At 67.7% G+C, this 18,031-nt stretch carries 18 protein-coding genes and 1 tRNA gene; 11 read left to right on the top strand and 8 right to left on the bottom strand.

Annotation, left to right across the window (positions count from 1 at the left end):
- The first annotated feature begins 21 nt into the window (after positions 1-21).
- The 4 genes from KBZ14_RS11545 to hypE are packed head-to-tail and all read left to right on the top strand — an operon-like array spanning position 22 to position 5,869.
- Complete coding sequence (locus tag KBZ14_RS11545; protein WP_399211146.1) at positions 22-180, top strand: HypC/HybG/HupF family hydrogenase formation chaperone; 159 nt, start codon at positions 22-24, stop codon at positions 178-180.
- Positions 177-3,767 carry a pyruvate:ferredoxin (flavodoxin) oxidoreductase gene (nifJ, locus tag KBZ14_RS11540; protein WP_255118476.1) on the top strand — a complete coding sequence of 1,197 codons (3,591 nt, stop codon included), beginning with the start codon at positions 177-179 and terminating at the stop codon, positions 3,765-3,767. Before KBZ14_RS11545 ends, nifJ begins: the two co-directional genes overlap by 4 nt.
- Positions 3,764-4,837 carry a hydrogenase formation protein HypD gene (hypD, locus tag KBZ14_RS11535; protein ID WP_255118475.1) on the top strand — a complete coding sequence of 358 codons (1,074 nt, stop codon included), beginning with the start codon at positions 3,764-3,766 and terminating at the stop codon, positions 4,835-4,837. Before nifJ ends, hypD begins: the two co-directional genes overlap by 4 nt.
- Positions 4,838-4,840: 3 nt before the next feature.
- Positions 4,841-5,869: a hydrogenase expression/formation protein HypE gene (gene hypE / locus KBZ14_RS11530; RefSeq protein ID WP_255118474.1), complete on the top strand. Its 1,029-nt coding sequence runs from the start codon at positions 4,841-4,843 to the stop codon at positions 5,867-5,869.
- A 22-nt stretch (positions 5,870-5,891) separates the two neighbouring features.
- Here hypE and KBZ14_RS11525 read toward each other — a convergent pair whose 3' ends face one another.
- The 4 genes from KBZ14_RS11525 to KBZ14_RS11510 form a co-directional block, all read right to left on the bottom strand.
- Positions 5,892-6,077: a hypothetical protein gene (locus KBZ14_RS11525; protein ID WP_315856148.1), complete on the bottom strand. Its 186-nt coding sequence runs from the start codon at positions 6,075-6,077 to the stop codon at positions 5,892-5,894.
- Positions 6,078-6,596: 519 nt separating this feature from the next.
- Entirely contained in the window at positions 6,597-7,586 is a 990-nt protein-coding gene (gene gluQRS / locus KBZ14_RS11520) for a tRNA glutamyl-Q(34) synthetase GluQRS (protein WP_399211143.1), read from the bottom strand.
- A 48-nt stretch (positions 7,587-7,634) separates the two neighbouring features.
- Complete coding sequence (locus KBZ14_RS11515) at positions 7,635-7,910, bottom strand: HU family DNA-binding protein (protein ID WP_006911342.1); 276 nt, start codon at positions 7,908-7,910, stop codon at positions 7,635-7,637.
- A gap of 186 nt (positions 7,911-8,096) precedes the next feature.
- The gene (locus tag KBZ14_RS11510) at positions 8,097-8,795 is read right to left on the bottom strand and encodes an MBL fold metallo-hydrolase (RefSeq protein ID WP_399211141.1); all 699 of its coding nucleotides are present in this window, start codon (positions 8,793-8,795) and stop codon (positions 8,097-8,099) included.
- 77 nt (positions 8,796-8,872) lie between these two features.
- On the opposite strand from KBZ14_RS11510, the gene KBZ14_RS11505 reads away from it, so the two are divergent.
- Together KBZ14_RS11505 and KBZ14_RS11500 are read left to right on the top strand one after the other, a co-directional pair.
- On the top strand, positions 8,873-10,948 hold the full coding sequence (locus KBZ14_RS11505; RefSeq protein WP_255118472.1) for a glycogen debranching protein: 2,076 nt from the start codon (positions 8,873-8,875) through the stop codon (positions 10,946-10,948).
- Between the two features lie 393 nt (positions 10,949-11,341).
- Positions 11,342-11,575 carry a DUF2811 domain-containing protein gene (locus KBZ14_RS11500; protein WP_255118471.1) on the top strand — a complete coding sequence of 78 codons (234 nt, stop codon included), beginning with the start codon at positions 11,342-11,344 and terminating at the stop codon, positions 11,573-11,575.
- 49 nt (positions 11,576-11,624) lie between these two features.
- On the opposite strand, the gene KBZ14_RS11495 is transcribed toward KBZ14_RS11500, so the two are convergent.
- Positions 11,625-11,695, bottom strand: a tRNA-Gly gene (locus KBZ14_RS11495).
- Between the two features lie 87 nt (positions 11,696-11,782).
- Between KBZ14_RS11495 and KBZ14_RS11490 the strand changes: the two genes are divergently transcribed.
- Genes KBZ14_RS11490 through plsY form a run of 5 tightly spaced genes read left to right on the top strand, consistent with a single transcriptional unit; the run spans position 11,783 to position 15,918 of the window.
- Positions 11,783-13,204 (top strand): MFS transporter, encoded by a 1,422-nt coding sequence (locus KBZ14_RS11490; RefSeq protein WP_255118470.1) that lies wholly within the window; start codon positions 11,783-11,785, stop codon positions 13,202-13,204.
- Positions 13,204-13,974 carry an MlaE family ABC transporter permease gene (locus tag KBZ14_RS11485; protein ID WP_255118469.1) on the top strand — a complete coding sequence of 257 codons (771 nt, stop codon included), beginning with the start codon at positions 13,204-13,206 and terminating at the stop codon, positions 13,972-13,974. The genes KBZ14_RS11490 and KBZ14_RS11485 overlap by 1 nt, the downstream gene beginning before the upstream one ends.
- Positions 13,975-13,976: 2 nt before the next feature.
- Positions 13,977-14,369: a DUF3119 family protein gene (locus tag KBZ14_RS11480; RefSeq protein WP_255118468.1), complete on the top strand. Its 393-nt coding sequence runs from the start codon at positions 13,977-13,979 to the stop codon at positions 14,367-14,369.
- Positions 14,366-15,280: a DUF3086 domain-containing protein gene (locus tag KBZ14_RS11475; protein WP_255118467.1), complete on the top strand. Its 915-nt coding sequence runs from the start codon at positions 14,366-14,368 to the stop codon at positions 15,278-15,280. Before KBZ14_RS11480 ends, KBZ14_RS11475 begins: the two co-directional genes overlap by 4 nt.
- The gene (gene plsY / locus KBZ14_RS11470; RefSeq protein WP_255118466.1) at positions 15,277-15,918 is read left to right on the top strand and encodes a glycerol-3-phosphate 1-O-acyltransferase PlsY; all 642 of its coding nucleotides are present in this window, start codon (positions 15,277-15,279) and stop codon (positions 15,916-15,918) included. The genes KBZ14_RS11475 and plsY overlap by 4 nt, the downstream gene beginning before the upstream one ends.
- A gap of 4 nt (positions 15,919-15,922) precedes the next feature.
- Here plsY and proC read toward each other — a convergent pair whose 3' ends face one another.
- From proC to KBZ14_RS11455, 3 genes are read right to left on the bottom strand one after another with little or no spacing between them, the layout of a single operon-like run.
- A complete protein-coding gene (gene proC / locus KBZ14_RS11465; protein ID WP_255118465.1) occupies positions 15,923-16,735 on the bottom strand; it encodes a pyrroline-5-carboxylate reductase in 813 nt (270 codons plus the stop codon).
- Between the two features lie 19 nt (positions 16,736-16,754).
- Complete coding sequence (locus KBZ14_RS11460; RefSeq protein WP_255118464.1) at positions 16,755-17,312, bottom strand: cell division protein SepF; 558 nt, start codon at positions 17,310-17,312, stop codon at positions 16,755-16,757.
- Between the two features lie 44 nt (positions 17,313-17,356).
- The gene (locus tag KBZ14_RS11455; RefSeq protein ID WP_255118463.1) at positions 17,357-18,031 is read right to left on the bottom strand and encodes a YggS family pyridoxal phosphate-dependent enzyme; all 675 of its coding nucleotides are present in this window, start codon (positions 18,029-18,031) and stop codon (positions 17,357-17,359) included.

The following is an 18,031-nucleotide window of genomic DNA, read 5'->3' as shown; positions in this document are numbered from 1 at the left end:
CTGGCGGTACCGGGTGAACTCGTGAGCATCAACGAGCACCACGATCCCCTGTGGCGCACGGGGGATGTGAGTTTCGGCGGCGTGCTGCGCCAGGTGAGCCTGGCCTGCGTACCCGAGGCCCAGCTGGGCGACCAGCTGCTGGTGCACGTGGGCATGGCCCTTGCGGTGCTGGAGCCATGAGCCCCCCTCGCGCCTGGATCGATGGCAACGAAGCCGTGGCGCGGGTGGCCTACCGCCTGAACGAGGTGATGGCGATCTACCCGATCACCCCCGCCTCCCCCATGGGCGAATGGGCCGATGCCTGGGCTGCCGAGGGGCACCCCAACCTGTGGGGCAGCGTACCGGCGGTGGTGGAGATGCAGAGCGAGGCCGGCGCCGCCGGCGTGGTGCATGGCGCCCTGCAGGCGGGTGCCCTCACCACCACCTTCACGGCCTCCCAGGGATTGCTGTTGATGATCCCGAACCTCTACAAGATCGCCGGCGAACTCACCGCCGCAGTGATCCACGTGGCATCCCGGGCCCTGGCCACCTCGGGCCTCTCGATCTTCGGCGACCACAGCGATGTGATGGCCACCCGCGGCACGGGCTGCGGCCTGCTGTTCGCCGCCTCGGTGCAGGAGGCCGGCGACTTCGCCGCCATCGCCACCGCCGCCACCCTGGCGAGCCGAGTGCCGCTGCTGCACGTGTTCGACGGCTTCCGCACCTCCCACGAAATCCAGGCGGTGGAGCTGCTCGATGACACCACCCTCCAGGACCTGATCCCCGCTGCGCTGATCGCCGCCCACAGGGCCCGCGGGCTCTCACCCGATCACCCGCAGATCCGCGGCACCAGCCAGAACCCGGATGTTTGCTTTCAGGCCCGCGAGGCGACGAATCGCTTCCACGACGCCACACCGCTGCTGGTGCAGGAGGCCATGGACCGCTTTGGCGCGCTCACGGGTCGCCATTACGCCCTCTTCGACTACCAGGGCCACCCCGCCGCCGAACGGGTGCTGGTGCTGATGGGATCCGGCTGCGGTGCCGCCAGCGAAGCGATGGAGGCGCTCCTGGCGCGGGGAGAACGGGTGGGGCTGCTGCATGTGCGGCTGTTTCGACCCCTGGCGAGCCAGCAGCTGGTGGGCGCCCTGCCAGCCAGCACCCAGGCCATCGCCGTACTGGATCGCTGCAAGGAACCGGGCAGCGGCGGCGAGCCCCTCTATCTGGATGTGGTGGCTGCCGTGGCCGAGCACTGGCCCGGCCCCAAGCCCGGTGTGGTGGGGGGGCGCTATGGACTGGCGTCCAAGGAGTTCACCCCCGCCATGGTGAAGGCGGTGCTCGACAACCTGGCCGCCTCGCCGCCCAAGAACCACTTCACCGTGGGCATCACCGACGACGTGACCCACCACTCCCTGGAGGTGGACCCCAGCTTCGACACCGAACACCCGGACACCTTCCGGGCCGTGTTCTACGGCCTGGGGTCCGATGGCACCGTGGGCGCCAACAAAAACGCCATCAAGATCATCGGCGAGGCCACAGGCCTGCACACCCAGGGCTATTTCGTCTACGACTCAAAGAAGGCGGGATCAGTCACCGTTTCACACCTGCGCTTCGGGCCCCAGCCGATCCGCTCCACCTACCTGATCCGCCGAGCCCAGCTGGTGGCCTGCCACCACTGGGATTTCCTGGAGCAGTTCGATGTGATGGACCTGGCGGCTCCCGGCGCCACCCTGCTGCTGAACAGTCCCTGGCCGCCGGAGCAGTGCTGGCCCCACATCCCCGCCCAGGTGCAGGCCCAGATCCGGGCCAAGGGCCTGCGGGTGTTCGCCCTGAATGCCTCGGCCATCGCCCAGGAGCACGGCCTAGGGCACACCATCAACACGGTGATGCAGGTGGGCTTCTTCGCCGTGGCCGCGGTGATGCCGATGTCGGCGGCCCTCAGCGCGATCCGCAGCGCCATCCAACACAGCTATGGCCACAAGGGGGAGGCGATCGTGGCCCGCAACCTGGGGGCAGTGGAGGCGGCCCTGGGCGGCCTGCGGGAGATCACGCCCACCCCTGGAGTTGCCGATCGGGGGGCCATGGCCCCTGAGCCACTCCCCTGCCCTGCCCACCTGGCCACGGCACCCGCCGTGGTGCGAGAGCTGGTGCTGCCCCAGCTGCAACGCCGGGCCGATGCCCTGCCGGTGAGCGCCCTCCCCTGCGACGGCAGCTTTGCCAGCGGCACGGCCCAGTGGGAGAAGCGCAACATCGCCGAGGCGATCCCGGTGTGGGAGCCAGACCTGTGCGTGCAGTGCGGCAAGTGCGTGATGGTGTGCCCCCACGCCGTGATCCGCGCCACGGTGGTGGAGCCTGCGGCCCTGGCCAGCGCCCCCGAGGGCTTCCGCTCGGCACCCGCCCGCGACCGCCACTGGCAGGGGCAGAGCTTCACCATCCAGGTGGCCGGGGAGGACTGCACCGGTTGCCGCCTGTGCGTGGAGGTGTGCCCAGCCCGCGATCGGCAGGCCCCCCAGCGCAAGGCCCTCAACATGGAGCCCCAGCGACCCTTGCGCACCCAGAGCCGCAACCACTGGGAATTCTTTCTGGCCCTGCCCCAACCCGACCGGCGGGAGCTGAACCTGCACCACATCGGCCAGCAGCAACTACAACAGCCGCTGTTCGAGTTCTCGGGTGCCTGCGCCGGCTGCGGCGAAACCCCCTATCTCAAGCTCGCCAGCCAGCTGTTCGGCGATCGCATGGTGATCGCCAACGCCACGGGGTGTTCCTCGATCTATGGCGGCAACCTGCCCACCACTCCCTGGAGCACCAATGCCGAGGGCCGCGGCCCTGCCTGGAGCAATTCCCTGTTTGAAGACAACGCTGAATTCGGCCTCGGCTTTCACGTGGCCTTCAACCAGCGCCGCAGCCGGGCCGAGCAACTGCTGAGGGGCCTGGCTGATCACCTGCCCCAGACCCTCGTGGATGGACTGCTGGAGGCTGATCAGGGCGATGAGGCCGGCATCCACGAGCAGCGCGAGCGGGTGGGCCAGCTGAAGCAGCAACTGAGCCGCTGGCGGGATGCCGAGGGCAGCACAGCCCTAGCCAACGCCAACGCCAACGCCGCGGAACTCGAACAGCTGGCCGACGACCTCGTGAAGCGCAGTGTGTGGATCGTGGGCGGCGACGGCTGGGCCTACGACATCGGCTTCGGCGGCATCGACCACCTGTTCGCCTCCAACCACGACGTGAACCTGCTGGTGCTGGACACCGAGGTGTATTCGAACACCGGGGGACAAATGTCGAAAGCAACGCCCAAGGGCGCCGTGGCCCCCTTCGCCAGCAGCGGCAAGAGCACCACCAAAAAAGATCTCGGCCTGATCGCGATGACCTACGGCCAGGTGTACGTGGCCAGCGTGGCCATGGGGGCCAGAGATGAGCACACCCTGCGGGCCTTCCTGGAGGCCGAATCCTTCCCCGGGCCTTCGCTGATCCTGGCCTACTGCCACTGCATCGCCCACGGCATCGACATGGCTAAGGGCATGGCGCAGCAAAAGTTGGCGGTGGATTCCGGCCGCTGGCTGCTCTACCGCCATGATCCCCGTCGCCGGCAGCAGGGCCTGGCGCCGCTAGTGGTGGATTCGCACTCCCCCAGCGTGCCCCTAGCGGAAGCCATGGCGAGCGAAAACCGCTTTCGCAGGCTGCACTCCAGCCATCCAGAGCGGGCGCGCGCCCTCAGCCGCGAGGCGGAAGAGGAGCAGCAACTTCGCTGGAATCTCTACCAGCGCCTGGCGGGCGAGGTGCCGCGGCCGTGAGCAGCTCCAGTCCTGAGCAGTTGCTGGCGGAGATCCGGCACCATTGCACCCAGTCCTGGACCCTGATGGAGGTGTGCGGCGGCCAAACCCACGCCCTGCTGCGCCACGGCATCGACCAGCTGCTGCCCGCCGAGATTCACCTGATCCACGGCCCCGGCTGCCCGGTGTGCGTTACCGCCAGCGAGCGGATCGACCAGGCCCTGGAGCTGGCAGCCCGGCCCGAGGTGATCCTCTGCTCCTTCGGCGACATGCTGCGGGTGCCGGGCCGCCAGGGCCGCAACCTGCTGGCGGTGCGCGCCGAGGGCGGCGATGTGCGCGTGGTGTACAGCCCCCTCGACGTTCTCGCCGTGGCCCAACAACATCCCGATCGGCTGGTGGTGTTCCTGGCCGTTGGCTTCGAAACCACGGCTCCCGCCACAGCCCTACTGGCCAGGCGAGCCCTGCTGGCGGGAGTCCCCAACCTGACCTTGCTGGTGTGCCACGTGCGGGTGCCCCCGGTGCTGCACGCCATGCTGAACGCCCCCCAGTGCCAGGTGCAGGGCCTGCTGGCGGCGGGCAACGTCTGCGCAGTGATGGGCCAGGCGGAGTACAATGCCCTGGCCGCGGAGCACCGGCGCCCGATTGTGGTGACGGGCTTCAGCGCCATGGAGCTGCTCCAGGGAATCCTCCAGGCCGTGGACCAGCTGGAGCGGGGCGCGCACCGGGTGGAGAACGGCTACCGCCGGGCCGCCGCCGAGCAGGGCAACCACGCCGCCCAGGCCCTGATCCAGCAGGTGTTCCACCCGATCGACTGCCAATGGCGCGGCCTGGGCTGGATTCCGGGCGGCGGCCTGGCCCTGCGAGAGCCCTTTGCCAGCCTGGCCGTGGAGCGGCGGGTGGCCCCGCCAGTTAGCGCACCAGCCTCACCGGAGCAGGCCCAAGGCTGCATCAGCGGCCTGGTGCTCCAGGGCCTGGCCCGCCCCAGCGCCTGCCCGCACTTCCGCCGGCCCTGCACCCCCGAACAACCGCTGGGGGCACCGATGGTGTCGAGTGAAGGCGCCTGTGCCGCCTACTACCGCTACCAGCGCTGAGCCATGACCTGGAGCAACGGCGATGGGGACGCGATCCAGCTGGGCCATGGCGGCGGCGGACGCCTCAGCCAGCAGCTGATCCGCGAGCTGCTTCTGCCGGCGCTGGGGACCAGCGATGGCGTGCTGCATGATGCCGCCCTGCTGCCCGCCCAGCCGGGCCGGCTGGCCTTCACCACCGACTCCTACGTGGTGCGCCCGCTGATCTTCCCCGGCGGTGATATTGGGCGCCTGGCAGTGCTGGGCAGCATCAACGACCTGGCCATGGCCGGAGCGATCCCCGTGGCCCTGAGCCTGGGGCTGATCCTCGAGGAAGGACTGCCCATCGCCACCCTGAACACCGTGGTGGCCTCGATCCAGCGGGCTGCAGTGGAGTGTGGTGTGGCGGTGGTGACCGGCGACACCAAGGTGGTGGAACGGGGCAAGGGCGACGGCCTGTTCATCAACACCAGTGCCGTGGGCCGGGTGGACCACAACCTGTGCATTCACCCACCCGCTGTGATGGCCGGCGATGCGGTGCTGGTGAGCGGTGATCTGGGCCGGCACGGGGTGGCGATCCTGGCAGCCCGGGATCACCTGGGCTTCCGCACCACCCTCCGCAGTGATCTGGCCTCCCTGCTGCCACCGGTGCAGGCCCTGCTGGCGGCAGGGCTGGAGCTGCACTGCCTGCGGGACCTCACCCGGGGCGGCCTGGCCAGCGCCATCGATGAAATCGCCACCAGCGCCGGCTGGGCCATTGAGCTCCAGGAACCGGCCATCCCGGTGGGGGCCGAGGTGAGCGGTGCCTGCCAGCTGCTGGGGCTCGATCCGCTGGCCATGGCCAACGAGGGGCGCATGGTGGTGGTGTTGCCCCAGTCCCAGGCGGAGGAGGCGCTGACGCTGCTGCGCCAGGTGGAGAGCTCAGCCGCCCAGATCGGCACCGTGCTGACCGCTGCCAGCCCTAACAATCCGTGGCCTGTGCAACTGCGCAGTGAGCTGGGGGTGCTGCGGCCCCTCGATCTGGGCCAGGGGGAACAATTGCCCCGCATCTGTTGAGGGGAGGCACCCCGCCGCGGCGTCAGGTCCAGTTGCCGCCGAACATGTCGTCGTAGCCCTCGTAAGGGTCGAACTCAGCCCAGCCCGGGCTGGCCTCATCGAACAGGCCGTAGCGAGCGGCTTCGTCATCGGCGAGGGTGTTGCCCGTGGGGCGGGTATCGCAACTCACTCCACCATCGGGTGTGGGCTGGCAGTTCTCGAACGCCACTCCGGCCCTGACAGGCAGCGCAGCCAAGGGGAGCAGCATCGCAGCCACCAGCGCCCATCCAGCTCGGGGTGAACGGCTGCAGCGTCTGTGGGAGGCCATGGGCTCACCTGAGATAATGGGCAGCGGATGCGTGCCTGAAGCGATGTATACAGACTGGACCGCCGTTGCGCTGCTCCTACTCACTGCCACACCCCTCCTGGTGGTGGTGGCCACAGCCGCCTTCTTCATCTGGCGCCAGAAGTCCAAGCGCTGAGATCGCCCCGGAAGCCGCCCGTCCAGCCTCTGGTCGCCAGGGGCGGTGACGCCGTCAGCAGCCCGGGGCTCTCCAAGCGAGGCACGGCCCCCTGGCCAACGCACGTCAAACAGGTGCGGGAGCGCAGGGCTGTGATCCTCAGAACCCCACTGCCACCGCAGCTGGGGCAAGTGTCGCCATGGTCAGTATCTGCTTGCGCCATCAACCTGCTCAGTTTGTTGGAACCAGTGTGGTGCGATTTCCACCACTTGATCCCGAAAGGTTCCTTAAGTCTTGAGGTCTTCCGCGGCCCCGGGAGCCAAGGCCTGCAAGCACCGTTCCAGCCCAGCGAGATCCAACTGTTGCCGTAACTCGTTGGCGCTAAGGCAGCTGCCCACCGGCACCAGATTCAGGCTGGACGCCAGCAGCCCCACCACCGCAGCAGCCTCCAGTCCCCCCTCGCGCAGGGACTGGAGGCCGAGCCCCCCCTCGCGCTTGGAGAGCCGCTGGCCCTCGCTATCGCACCAGAGCGGCACGTGCCAGTACACCGGCACCGCGCCCCCCAGACGCCGCATCACCGCCACCTGGGGCGCAGTGGAGCACCACAGATCGCTGCCGCGCACCACATCGGTGATGCCCAGGCTGAGCTCATCCACGGCCGTGGCGAGGTGATAGGCCAGGTAGCCATCGGCCCGACGCAGCACCACATCCCCCACGTCCGTGGTGGCATCCCGTTGGCCACAAGCGGCCAACCGCTCCGTCCAGCAGAGCAGGCCGGGCTGCTGCGCCAGGCGCCAGCTGGGCAGGCGCCCCTGCTCCACGCCCCAGCGGGGCGGCTGGCCGCGACAGAACCCGGGATATACGGGCGATCCACCGTGGGGGGCCGAGATATCGCCCAGCAGACGACGGCTGCAGCGACAGGGATAGAGCACCCCTGCCCGCCGCAGGCTGGAGAGCACGCTGGCGTACAGCCCCCGCCGCTCGCTCTGGCGAATCACCGGGCCGTCCCAGGCCAATCCCAGCCAGGCCAGGTCCTTGAGGATGCCCTCCTCCGCCCCCGGACGGTTGCGGGGGGTGTCGAGATCGTCCAGGCGCAGCAGCCATTCCCCCCCCTGCAGGCGCGTGACCAACCAGGAGAGCAGTGCCGTGCGCAGATTGCCCAGGTGCAGCGCGCCGGTAGGTGACGGGGCGTAGCGCCCCCGCCGTTCCTGGGGATGCAGACGCGCCGCCTGCGCCAACTGATCGCGCAGGCCGTTCGGGAGGGGGATCTGGCTCACGGCATAAAAAAAGGCGGCCCAAGGCCGCCCTTCACCGTTCAGCAGGCTTCAGCCCTGAACGCGGTCCTTGAACATTTTGCCGGCGGTGAAGGCGGGCACGCGCTTGGCGGGAATCTTGATTTTCTCGCCGGTCTTGGGGTTCAGTCCCTGACGGGCAGAGCGCTCGCGAGGCTCAAAGGAGCCGAAACCCAGGATCGACACTTTCTTGCCTTCCACCACCGAGTCGATGATGGTTTCAATGGCGGCATCGACGACCTGGGAGACGTCGGTCTTGGTCAGCTCGGTGCGGGCAGCCACGAGGTTGACGAGGTCAGCTTTGTTCATCGGAGTGGGGGAAAGCCTCTGGGTTCAGTAGCAGCCGGGCGAATCGGGAACTCCGACCGCCACTGGATTCAGCGCGCCAATGGTATGGGGGCTGGCGGAGACCGGCAACAGGCAAAGGCCTTCCAGTGGCACGATTTTGGCACTTTTCTTGGCGAAACGCCTCAAAAAGCACCCCTCAGCAGCCACTCAACCCGCTGCAGAGCGCGCCAAGGCCTCCAGATCCACCCCATCCAGCAGGGGGCGCGCTGCCTTGATCAACTTGTCCCCACGCAAGGCCCCCAGGCCAGCCCCACTGGCCAGCCAGTCGGGCGAGCCAGCGGGCAACCAGGCCCTGAGCTGCTCAAGGCTGCGCAGCCAGCGGTGCCAGTGAAAGCTGCGGGCTGTGCGCAGTGGTGCCGCCTGGCCCGGAGCCGTGGGGCTCAACAGCCGTCCGCAGAACAACACGTCTCCGGCTGGCCGCGACGCCAGCAGCACGCAGGCTCCCGGCGTGGGGCCGGGGGTCCAGAGCAGGCGCAGCTGCTCGCCCAGCTGATGATGCTCGGCGAAGGTGTCCACCCGCTGCACCCCAGGCAGCAGATAGGCCTCCTGCTCCTGGAGCAGCACGGGCCAATCCAATGCCTCCTGAAAACGGCGGCAGCGGCCATGGCCCTCGCGGCTGGTGAGCACGATCCGGCCAGCGGCTCGCCCCTGCAGGAAGGCGAGGTTGGCCTCGGTATAGCCCGGGCAATCGATCAACACGCCGCCACCAGCACCACCCCCCTCCAACTCCAGCCACCAGGCACTGCCGCCCTGACTGTCACGACTGGGCGCAAACAACCACAGCCCCGCCTGCACCTCCTGGGGAGGGCGGCCGGCATCCCTGGAACCTGGAACCATGGTGGACATGTCGGAACCGTTCTGAACCACAGCCTGGTGGAAAACCAGAGCCAGCCCTAGCTTGGGCGGGCAGCCCGCTGGCTCCTTTGGGATCGATCCACCTCGGACAACCCTGGCCCCTGGGGGCGAGCGCCACGGCGAGGGGCGTCAATTTCTCGCTGGTGGCCCCTGCCGCCACCCGCGTGGAATTGCTGCTGTTCGCCCAGGGCAATGCACCGGAACCAGAACAGGTGGTGGAGCTGGACAGCTCCCACCGCTCGGGCGATCTCTGGCATGTGGAGGTGGAAGGCGTTGGCATCGGCTGCTGCTACGCCTACCGGGTGTTCGGCCCCCTGCAGCCGGGCCGCCATGGCTTCAACCCATCGAAGCTGCTGCTGGATCCCTGCGCCCGCGCCATCACGGGCTGGGACGTGTACAAACGGGCCGAAGCGGTGGGGGCCATCCCCAACACGGCCAGCTGCCTGAAAGGGGTTGTTACCGAACGGGACCGCTTTGATTTCAGCGCGGCGCCACGGCCCCGCCACAATTGGCAGCGCACGGTGATCTACGAGCTGCATGTGGGCGGCTTCAGCCGAGGCACAGGCAGCCCCGTGAGCCCGGACAAACAGGGCACGTACCTCGGCCTGATTGAGGCCATCCCTTACCTGAAGGAGCTGGGCATCACCACGGTGGAACTACTACCGGTGATGGCCTTCGATCCCCACGATGCCCCGGCCGGCCGCCTGAACTACTGGGGCTACAGCCCCATCAGCTGGATGGCTCCGCACCAGGCCTACCAGCACGGCAACGACCCCCTGCAGATCCGCCAGCAAGTGCGCGCGCTGGTGACCGCCTGTCACCACGCTGGACTCGAGGTGCTGGTGGATGTGGTGTACAACCACACCTGTGAAGGGAACCAGGCAGGCCCCACCCTCAGCTGGCGCGGCCTCGACGACCGCCTCTACTACCACCAGAACGCCAAAGGCGACTATCTGGACGTGAGTGGATGCGGCAACTCCATTGCCGCCAACCGCCCCCTAGTGCGGCGCTTGATCCTGGAATCCATGCGCTGCTGGGCGCTGGAACTGGGGGTGGATGGCTTCCGCTTCGATCTGGGCATTGCCCTCAGCCGCGGCGACGAACTCGCCCCGCTCGACAACCCGCCCCTGTTTGAGGACATCGAGGCCGATCCCGAGCTGGCCGATCTCAAACTGGTTAGCGAACCGTGGGACTGCGGCGGCCTTTACCGCCTGGCCGATTTCCCCGCCAAGCGAATCGGCGCCTGGAACGGTCGCTTCCGCGACGACGTGCGGCGCTTCTGGAAAGGCGACGAGAAGTGCTGCTGGGCCATGGGACAACGGCTCTCCGGCAATCCGGATCTGTTCGGCAACCATCCGGCACCGCTGGGCCGCAGCATCTGCTTCCTCACCGCCCACGACGGCTTCACCCTGGCGGATCTCGTGAGCTACAGCCAGAAACACAACTTGGCCAACGGCGAGGAGAACCGCGACGGCGACAACCACAACAACAGCTGGAACCACGGCGCTGAAGGACCCTGCAACGATCCAGCCATCAACGCTCTGCGGGAACGCCAACTGCGCAACCTGCTCAGCTCGCTGCTGCTGGCCCCGGGGGTACCGATGCTGCTGATGGGCGATGAGGTGCGCCGCAGCCAGGGGGGCAACAACAACGCCTGGTGCCAGGACAATCCCCTGGGCTGGATGCACTGGCAACCGAACGACGACGACCGTGCCCTGCGCCAGTTTGTGCAGCGCCTGATCGCCTTGCGCCACCACCTCTGCGGACTGCTCAACCCGGAGGTGCCCCACGCGGAGGGCACACAACTGCGGCTGGACATCCCTGGCCATCTAAGCCGGGAGTGGCATGGCATCGAGCTGGGACAACCGGACTGGGCCAGCTGGTCGCACACCCTGGCCTGGAGCCTCAGCGATCACCGCCACGGCCCCTTGCTGTGGGCCGGGCTCAACGCCTACGTAACGCCCATGGACTTCCAGCTGCCCGCCTGCCCCGCTGGCTGGCTGCGAGTGATCGACACCTCCCTGCCAGCAGGCCAGGACCTACCGGCCCAACCAGAAAGCTGGACGGCCACCTCGGCGCCCGTGGCCAGCAACAGCCTGATGCTGCTGGTGGCCGCCCCCTTGCTGAACGGACATCCGCTCTGACTGCCTACCTCGCCCCGCCGTCAATGGGTCTGGCGCAGCAAAATCGCCACTGATCGCGATTACTGGCGCTGACACTGGCGATCGATCAGCAGCCCTAAAGAGCGAATCACCCCACACCCCGGAGACCATTCTCCCCAGGTTTTCCACAGATCCCGATGGCAAGACTCACGCCACCGCAGGAGGGCACGCCCATTGATCCGGAAAACGGTTCTCCACTTGACAGCACCAACGGCGCCAGAAGCGCTGCGGCAACACCAGGGCTCAGCATGCACCAAAAGCACTGCAACAGCTCGCCATCCCAGCACCACCCTCGCAAGACTCGGACCGAGACCGGCAGTTGACGGGGAGAGCTCGGCCGTGGGGTGATGGATTCTTGATCCCATAGGCAGCTGAATGACGGGAGTTCCTGATGCGATGGCGCCCCATGTAACTGTGGAAAACGAATTCCCAGAGGATCTCTTTCAGGCGATGGCGGGCTTCATTGGCGGCCATCCCGAATGGGATCAATACCGGCTGCTCCAATCCGCCGTGGCGAGCTTTCTGTTTCAACAGGGCTGCAAGGAGCAGGCCGTGGTTCAGCACTACCTCAACGGCCTGTTTGAACATCCCCTGATTCCCCAGCTCTGAGGGCAGGTGATGTCTGCGGGCTCTACGAACACCCTGAGGACTTGATCGAAGCGGGCTGCGGGAATCGAACCCGCATCATCAGCTTGGAAGGCTGAGGTTTTACCACTAAACTAAGCCCGCGTCAGTACAGGAGTACTGCGGCATCGCCTCGCCCGACCTACGGCCTGGCTAGCTGCAGCATTATGACCTGCGTTCGGACCCGCGCCCTTGGCTTCCACCTCCGTGCCTGCCGCGCCTGAACGATCCACTCCCAGTGATGCTGCAAGCCTGCGGGGGATCGCCCGCCAGCGCCTGCTGTGGGCCTACGGCCTGGGGGATGCCGGCACCGGCATGGCCGCGTCCCTGATTGGCTTCTACCTGTTCATCTTCTACACAGCCGCTGCGGGATTGCCGCCCTGGATGGCTGGGCTGGTGCTGATGCTGGCCCGCCTCTGGGATGCCATCAACGACCCGGTGGTGGGCTGGCTCAGTGACAAGACCCAGAGCCGCTGGGGACCCCGCCTGCCCTGGATCGTGGGCAGTGCCGTGCCTCTGGGTGTGGCGATGGCCCTGATGTGGTGGCTGCCGCCCGGGAACCAGTGGGTGAAGTTCGCCGTGTTCGTGGCGATCTCCATCGTGGCCAACAGCCTCTACACCTGCGTCAACCTGCCCTACTCGGCCCTGGCCGCTGAACTCACCACCGACGTGTCGCTGCGCACGCGGTTGAACACCTCGCGCTTCACCGGCTCGATCATTGCCGGGCTGGTGGGGATCGTGCTTGGTGGGCTGCTGTTGCGCGACCACCAGAACGCCTCCAGCTACTGGCAGGTGGGGATGCTCTCAGGGCTACTGATCACGGCCTCCACCCTCCTGTGCGGCTGGGGCATCGCCCCGATGGCACGCCATTGCCAAAAACCCGAGGCCCAGAGCGGCACCACCCGCCGGCTGCTCAAGCGGGTGCGCCAGAACGGTCGCTTCGTGAGGGTGCTGGGGCTCTACCTGCTGCTGTGGTGTGCCCTGCAGATCATGCAGACCGCCGCGCTGATCTATCTGCCCGTGGTGATGCACGTGCCGGAGGGCTGGAGCAACTGGATCCTGCTGCCCTTCCAGGTGAGCACCCTGGTGGGCTTGCAGGTGTGGACCAGCGTGGCCCATCGCCGCGGCCGCATCCAGGCCCTGCATTGGGGCACCTGGCTATGGATCGCTGGCTGCCTCCTCGCCATGCTGCTGATCCCCCTCGACACGGCCATCGCCCCCCTGGGATCCCTGGCCAACGGCCTGCGACTGACAGCCCTGCTGGGGGCCATCCTGCTGGTGGGTCTGGGGGCCTCCACGGCCTACCTCATCCCCTGGGCCCTGCTGCCGGATGCCATCGATGCCGACCCGGAGAAACCGGCTGGCCAATACAGCGCCTGGATGGTGTTCACCCAGAAGATCTGCATCAGCTTTGCCCTGTTCTTCTTTGGCAACCTGATGAGCTTCAGCGGCTATGTGGCCAGCCGCGGCATCGTGCAACCCAACAGCGCCCTGGTGGCCATTCGGCTGTGCATGGGCATCATTCCCGCCGTTCTGGTGGTGCTGGGCCTGGTGGTGATGCGCCATTGGCCGGAGAAGGGCCTTCACCTCCAGCACCAAACGCCTGTGCACTGATGCAACGTTCCGTTCCCAAATGGCTGCGGCCCCGCTGGCTCACGCGCCTCGGTGAGAGCGCCCTGATCGGTGGGCAAGCTGTGGCCGCCATCGCCCGCGGCCAGGTGGGCTTCAACGACCTGATGGCCGAGCTGATGGAAGCCGGACCCGGCAGTTTTCTGATCGTGCTGATCACCGGACTGGCCGCCGGCACGGTGTTCAACATTCAGGTGGCCGCGGAGTTGAGCAAACAGGGTGCTGGCGCCACCGTGGGCGGGATCCTGGCCCTGGGGCTCGCACGCGAGATCGCGCCGATCCTCACCGCCACGCTGATGACCGGCAAGGTGGCCACGGCCTACGCCGCCCAGCTGGGCACCATGAAGGTGACTGAACAGATCGACGCCATCACCATGCTGCGCACCGATCCGGTGCAGTACCTGGTGGTGCCTCGGGTGCTGGCGATGTTGATCATGACCCCGGTGCAGTGCCTCCTGTTCTTCTGGGTGGCGGTGTGGTCGGGTCAGCTGAGCAGCACCGCCCTCTACAACATCCCGCCCTCGGTGTTCTGGAACTCCGTGCGCACCTGGATGGAGCCCTCAGACCTGCCGGGCATGCTGGTGAAGGCCGTGGTGTTCGGCCTTCAGATCGCCGTGATTGCCTGCGGCTGGGGGCTCACCACCCGGGGCGGCCCCAAGGAGGTGGGCACCAGCACCACGGGCGCCGTGGTGATGATTCTGGTGACCGTGTCCCTGATGGATGTGGTGCTCACCCAACTGCTCTTTGGCGACTGACCATGACACCGGCCGAACCACTGCCCAACCCCAACGATGGCGTGATCCTGGCGCCGCGGCCCTGGGTCCCCCTGGGGGTGGTGGCCCTGGGCCTCGCCTGCCTGGTGCTCAACCCCTGGGCGGCCCTGGTGGTGAGCCTGTTCGGCCTGGTGCTGCTGCTGCAGAGCCAGCTACTGCGCCTTCAGTTCAGCTGCACGGAACTGCTGGTGTGGCGGGGCACGAGCGTGCTGCGGCGCTTCCCCTACAGCGAGTGGCTGGGCTGGAAGCTGTTCTGGCAGCCGGTGCCGGTGCTGTTCTATTTCCGCGAACAGCGCAGCATTCACCTGTTGCCGGTGTTGTTTGATGCCACCACCCTGCGCGAACAGCTCAACCAACACCTGAGCCATCTGCAATGAGCGACACCCCCATCGCCCCCATCCCGGAGCCCTCAAGCGAGACAGCCGCTCCCTGGATCGACCTGGCCCTCAGCGAGCTACGCCAGAAGCGCACCGCCCTGGAGGAGGAGATCCAGGAGCTGGAGCGGCGGCGCGCCCAACTGCAACAGGAGATCACCAGCACGTTTGCCGGGCAGTCGGATGCCATCGCCCGCCGGCTCAAGGGCTTCCAGGACTACCTGGTGGGAGCGCTGCAGGAACTGGCGGTGTCCGCCGAGCAGATGGAACTGGTGGTGCAGCCACTGGTAGTGCAGCCCTCTCCCCTGGATCAGGCGGCCGCTGCAGCCCCTGCTGAGGCGGCAGCAAGCGCCGCAGCCCCTGCTGCCGCCGGGCTGTTCAGCCAGGACGAAGACCTGATCCGCGCCCGCCTGGCGGAGTTCCAAGGCCAGCCAGACTTCTATGCCGATCCCTGGAAGCTGCGCCGCAGCCTGGAGCCGTCGGCTGCGGCTCTGCTGGAGGACTGGTTCCTGAGCCAGGCGGGGCGAGGCGCCCAGCCAAGTACCGGCAGCCGCAACCGCAATGCCCTGGTCACCGCCGCCGCCATCGCCATCCTCGGGGAGCTCTATGGCGAGCGCTTCCAGACCCTGGTGCTGGCGGGGCAGCCCGAACGGCTAGGGGAATGGCGCCGCGGCCTGCAGGACTGCCTGGGCCTCAACCGTGAAGACTTCGGCCCAAACAGTGGCGTGGTGCTGTTCGAGCGGGCCGACGCCCTGATCGAGCGGGCCGATCGGCTCGAGGAACGGGGCGAACTGCCCTTCATCGTGGTGGATGCCGCCGAGCAGGTGGTGGACGTACCAGTGCTGCAATTCCCCGTGTGGCTGGCCTTCGCCGCTGCCCCATCCGAACTCGCCTTGGAGGACGACCTGCTGTGATCCTGATTCTCTGCACCCTGGTGGCGGGCTATCTGCTGGGCTCAATCCCCAGCGGTTATCTGGCGGGTCGCTGGCTCCGGGGCGTTGACATCCGCACCCTCGGATCCGGCTCCACCGGGGCCACCAACGTGCTGCGCCAGTTCGGCAAAGCCCCTGCCCTGGTGGTGTTTCTGGTGGATGTGCTCAAGGGCTCAGCCGCGGTGCTGCTGGCCAAGGCCCTGCTGCAACCCCTGGACATCACCCCCACCAGCGACTGGTGGGTGGTGGCCACAGGCCTGGCCGCCCTGGCGGGGCACATCTGGCCGGTGTGGCTGGGGGGCCGCGGTGGCAAGGCTGTGGCCACTGGCCTGGGCATGCTGCTGGGCCTCAACTGGCCGGTGGGACTGGCCTGCTTCGGCATCTTCCTGGCGGTGATCAGCCTTAGCCGGATCGTGTCGCTCTCCAGCGTGATCGCCGCCCTCAGCCTGCCGCTGCTGATGTTGGGCTCCTTTGCCAGCAGCGGCACCGGCCTGCGCCCGGCCTACCTCGCCCTGGCCCTCGTGGCGGCGGTGCTGGTGATCTGGCGCCACCGGAGCAACATCGAACGCCTGCTGGCCGGCACCGAACCCAGACTGGGCCAGAAGAAGCTCGAAGGCTGAGGGCTCAGGCCAGCTGGCGGCTGCGCTCTGCCGCCGCCAGCACCGCCTCGAGCAGAGCGGAACGCAGGCCGGCCCTCTCCAGCTGGCGTAGGCCTGCGATCGTGGTGCCCCCGGGGCTGGTCACCATGTCCTTGAGCTGGCCGGGATGCAACGCCTGCTGATCCAGAAGGGCCGCCGTACCGGCCAGGGTGCGATGGGCTAGGTGCTGGGCCAACTGCCGCGGCAAGCCGGCGGCCACGGCACCATCAGCCATGGCTTCCGCCATCAAGGCCACAAAGGCAGGGCCTGATGAGGTGAGGGCCAGGAAACCATCCAGCTGGGGCTCAGGCAGCTCGAACACATCACCAACCTGGCGGAACAGCTGCAACACCCAGGTCCGCTGCTCCAGGCTGATGCCCTCGCCCCAGGCCAGCCCCGTGAGGCCCGCCCCCACCAGGCAGGGGGTGTTAGGAACGGCCCGCACGATGCGGCGGCCCGGGAACAAGCGCTGCAGGCGCTGCAGGGTCACCCCCGCCAACACCGACACCAGCAGCTGGGGTTCAGCGGGGGGGGGCGGGACTGTCGCGGCCACAACATCGAGCAACTGGGGCTTCACCGCCAGCAACAGCGCAGGGGCCCCCCAGGCCTCCGCCGGATCGGTGGCCACCGCAAGGCCGGGCCGGGCCGCAGCAAGGCCCTCTACCGAGGCCTGCGTGGCCACCACGGCCCGCACGCCGGATTGGGGCACCAGGCCACTGTCGATCAAGGGATACAGCAAGGCCTGGGCCATGCGACCCAGGCCGATCACCCCGAAGGTGGTGGGGGAGAAGCTGCTCAAGGACTCCAGGGGCCGGAACTCAGCCGACGCTAACCCCGAAGTCCGAACGGCCCCAGGCGGGGCTGGGGGCGGCTTCCTGCTCGTGAGGCATCTGGCGGGACACGATCGTGGGGGAGGAGGCCTCCTCGCTGGCGGCGGTGGTCACCGTGACGCAGCTGGGAGCGAACAGAAAGATGCTCTCGCCCACGCGCTCTTGGTGACCGTCGATGGCGAAGGTGCCGCCGGCCACAAAATCCACCGCCCGCTGGGCCTGATCGGGCTCCATCATCGTGAGATTGAGGATCACCGTCTTGCGCTCACGCAGGGCCTGAATCGCCCGGGGCATCTCATCGAAGCTGCGGGGCTCCATCAGCGCCACTTCCGCAGCCGAGGAGGAAATTCCTGGCATGCCGATCACATTGCTACCAGCGAAGGGGTCCACCGCCTCGAAATCGCTGGTGAGGGCCAGGGCGCCCGAGCGAGTGGTGGTGCTGGTTTCGGGCACGTCGGACTGGTCGTACTCGAGATCGTCGTCGTCGTAACCGTCTAGGTAGTCGTCACCAGAGACAACAGCGCGCAGACGGGAGAACAACGACACCTTGGAACCTCGAGCTTGGCTATTGACCTGAATAGCGTCCCACGTCAGCCCTGGCAAGGTTTGGGACCAAACAAAACGGAACCAAGCCGCACCCAGGTGCTGCCGGCCGCCGCCGCCTCGGGCCAATCGCCACTCATGCCCATCGACAGCTCCGTTAGGCCCAGCTCCTGGGCCAAGGCTGCGCACTCGCCGAAGAGGGGGCGGCGCTGGTCGGCGCTGAGACCGAGGGGAGCCATGGTCATCAGCCCCACGATCCGCACCCCCGGCAACTGCTGGAACTGGGGCCACTGCTCCCGCAACTCCGGCGCAGAGAAGCCGGTTTTGCTGGGATCCGGGCGCAGTTTCACCTGCAGAAACAACGCAGGTCGGCAGCCCTCCTCAGCGGCGATGCGGGCCACCCGTGCCGCCAGGGCCAGGGAATCGAGAGAATGGATCGTGCCGAACTGGCGGAGCACGGGGCGCACCTTGTTGGCCTGCAGCCGGCCGATGAAGTGCCAATCCAGCGGCGGAAGATCGGCCAGGGCCTCCTGCTTGGGGATGGCCTCCTGCAGCCGACTCTCGGCAAAACTGCGCTGGCCCAGGCCCGCCAGGCTGCGAATGGCCTCCGCCGGATGCCCCTTGCTCACCGCCAGCAGGCGGGTACCGGGGTGGAGCTGGGCCCGAAGGGCCTGATACCGCTCCGCCAGGGACGCAGCAGCGGCGGCAGCGAACTCAGGCAA

The organism is Synechococcus sp. HJ21-Hayes, from assembly GCF_024345835.1.
In the GTDB taxonomy this organism is placed as follows: domain Bacteria; phylum Cyanobacteriota; class Cyanobacteriia; order PCC-6307; family Cyanobiaceae; genus Vulcanococcus.
The sequence above is the reverse complement of the archived record's forward strand: the minus strand, read 5'-3'. Positions and strand labels throughout refer to the sequence as shown.

Excerpts from the sequence above, each read along its gene's own strand:
- nifJ (WP_255118476.1), top strand. The coding sequence starts at position 177 with ATGAGCCCCCCTCGCGCCTGGATCGATGGCAACGAAGCCGTGGCGCGG.
- hypE (WP_255118474.1), top strand. The coding sequence starts at position 4,841 with ATGACCTGGAGCAACGGCGATGGGGACGCGATCCAGCTGGGCCATGGC.
- KBZ14_RS11515 (WP_006911342.1), bottom strand. The coding sequence starts at position 7,910 with ATGAACAAAGCTGACCTCGTCAACCTCGTGGCTGCCCGCACCGAGCTG.
- KBZ14_RS11510 (WP_399211141.1), bottom strand. The coding sequence starts at position 8,795 with ATGTCCACCATGGTTCCAGGTTCCAGGGATGCCGGCCGCCCTCCCCAG.
- KBZ14_RS11500 (WP_255118471.1), top strand. The coding sequence starts at position 11,342 with ATGACGGGAGTTCCTGATGCGATGGCGCCCCATGTAACTGTGGAAAAC.
- KBZ14_RS11485 (WP_255118469.1), top strand. The coding sequence starts at position 13,204 with ATGCAACGTTCCGTTCCCAAATGGCTGCGGCCCCGCTGGCTCACGCGC.
- KBZ14_RS11480 (WP_255118468.1), top strand. The coding sequence starts at position 13,977 with ATGACACCGGCCGAACCACTGCCCAACCCCAACGATGGCGTGATCCTG.
- KBZ14_RS11475 (WP_255118467.1), top strand. The coding sequence starts at position 14,366 with ATGAGCGACACCCCCATCGCCCCCATCCCGGAGCCCTCAAGCGAGACA.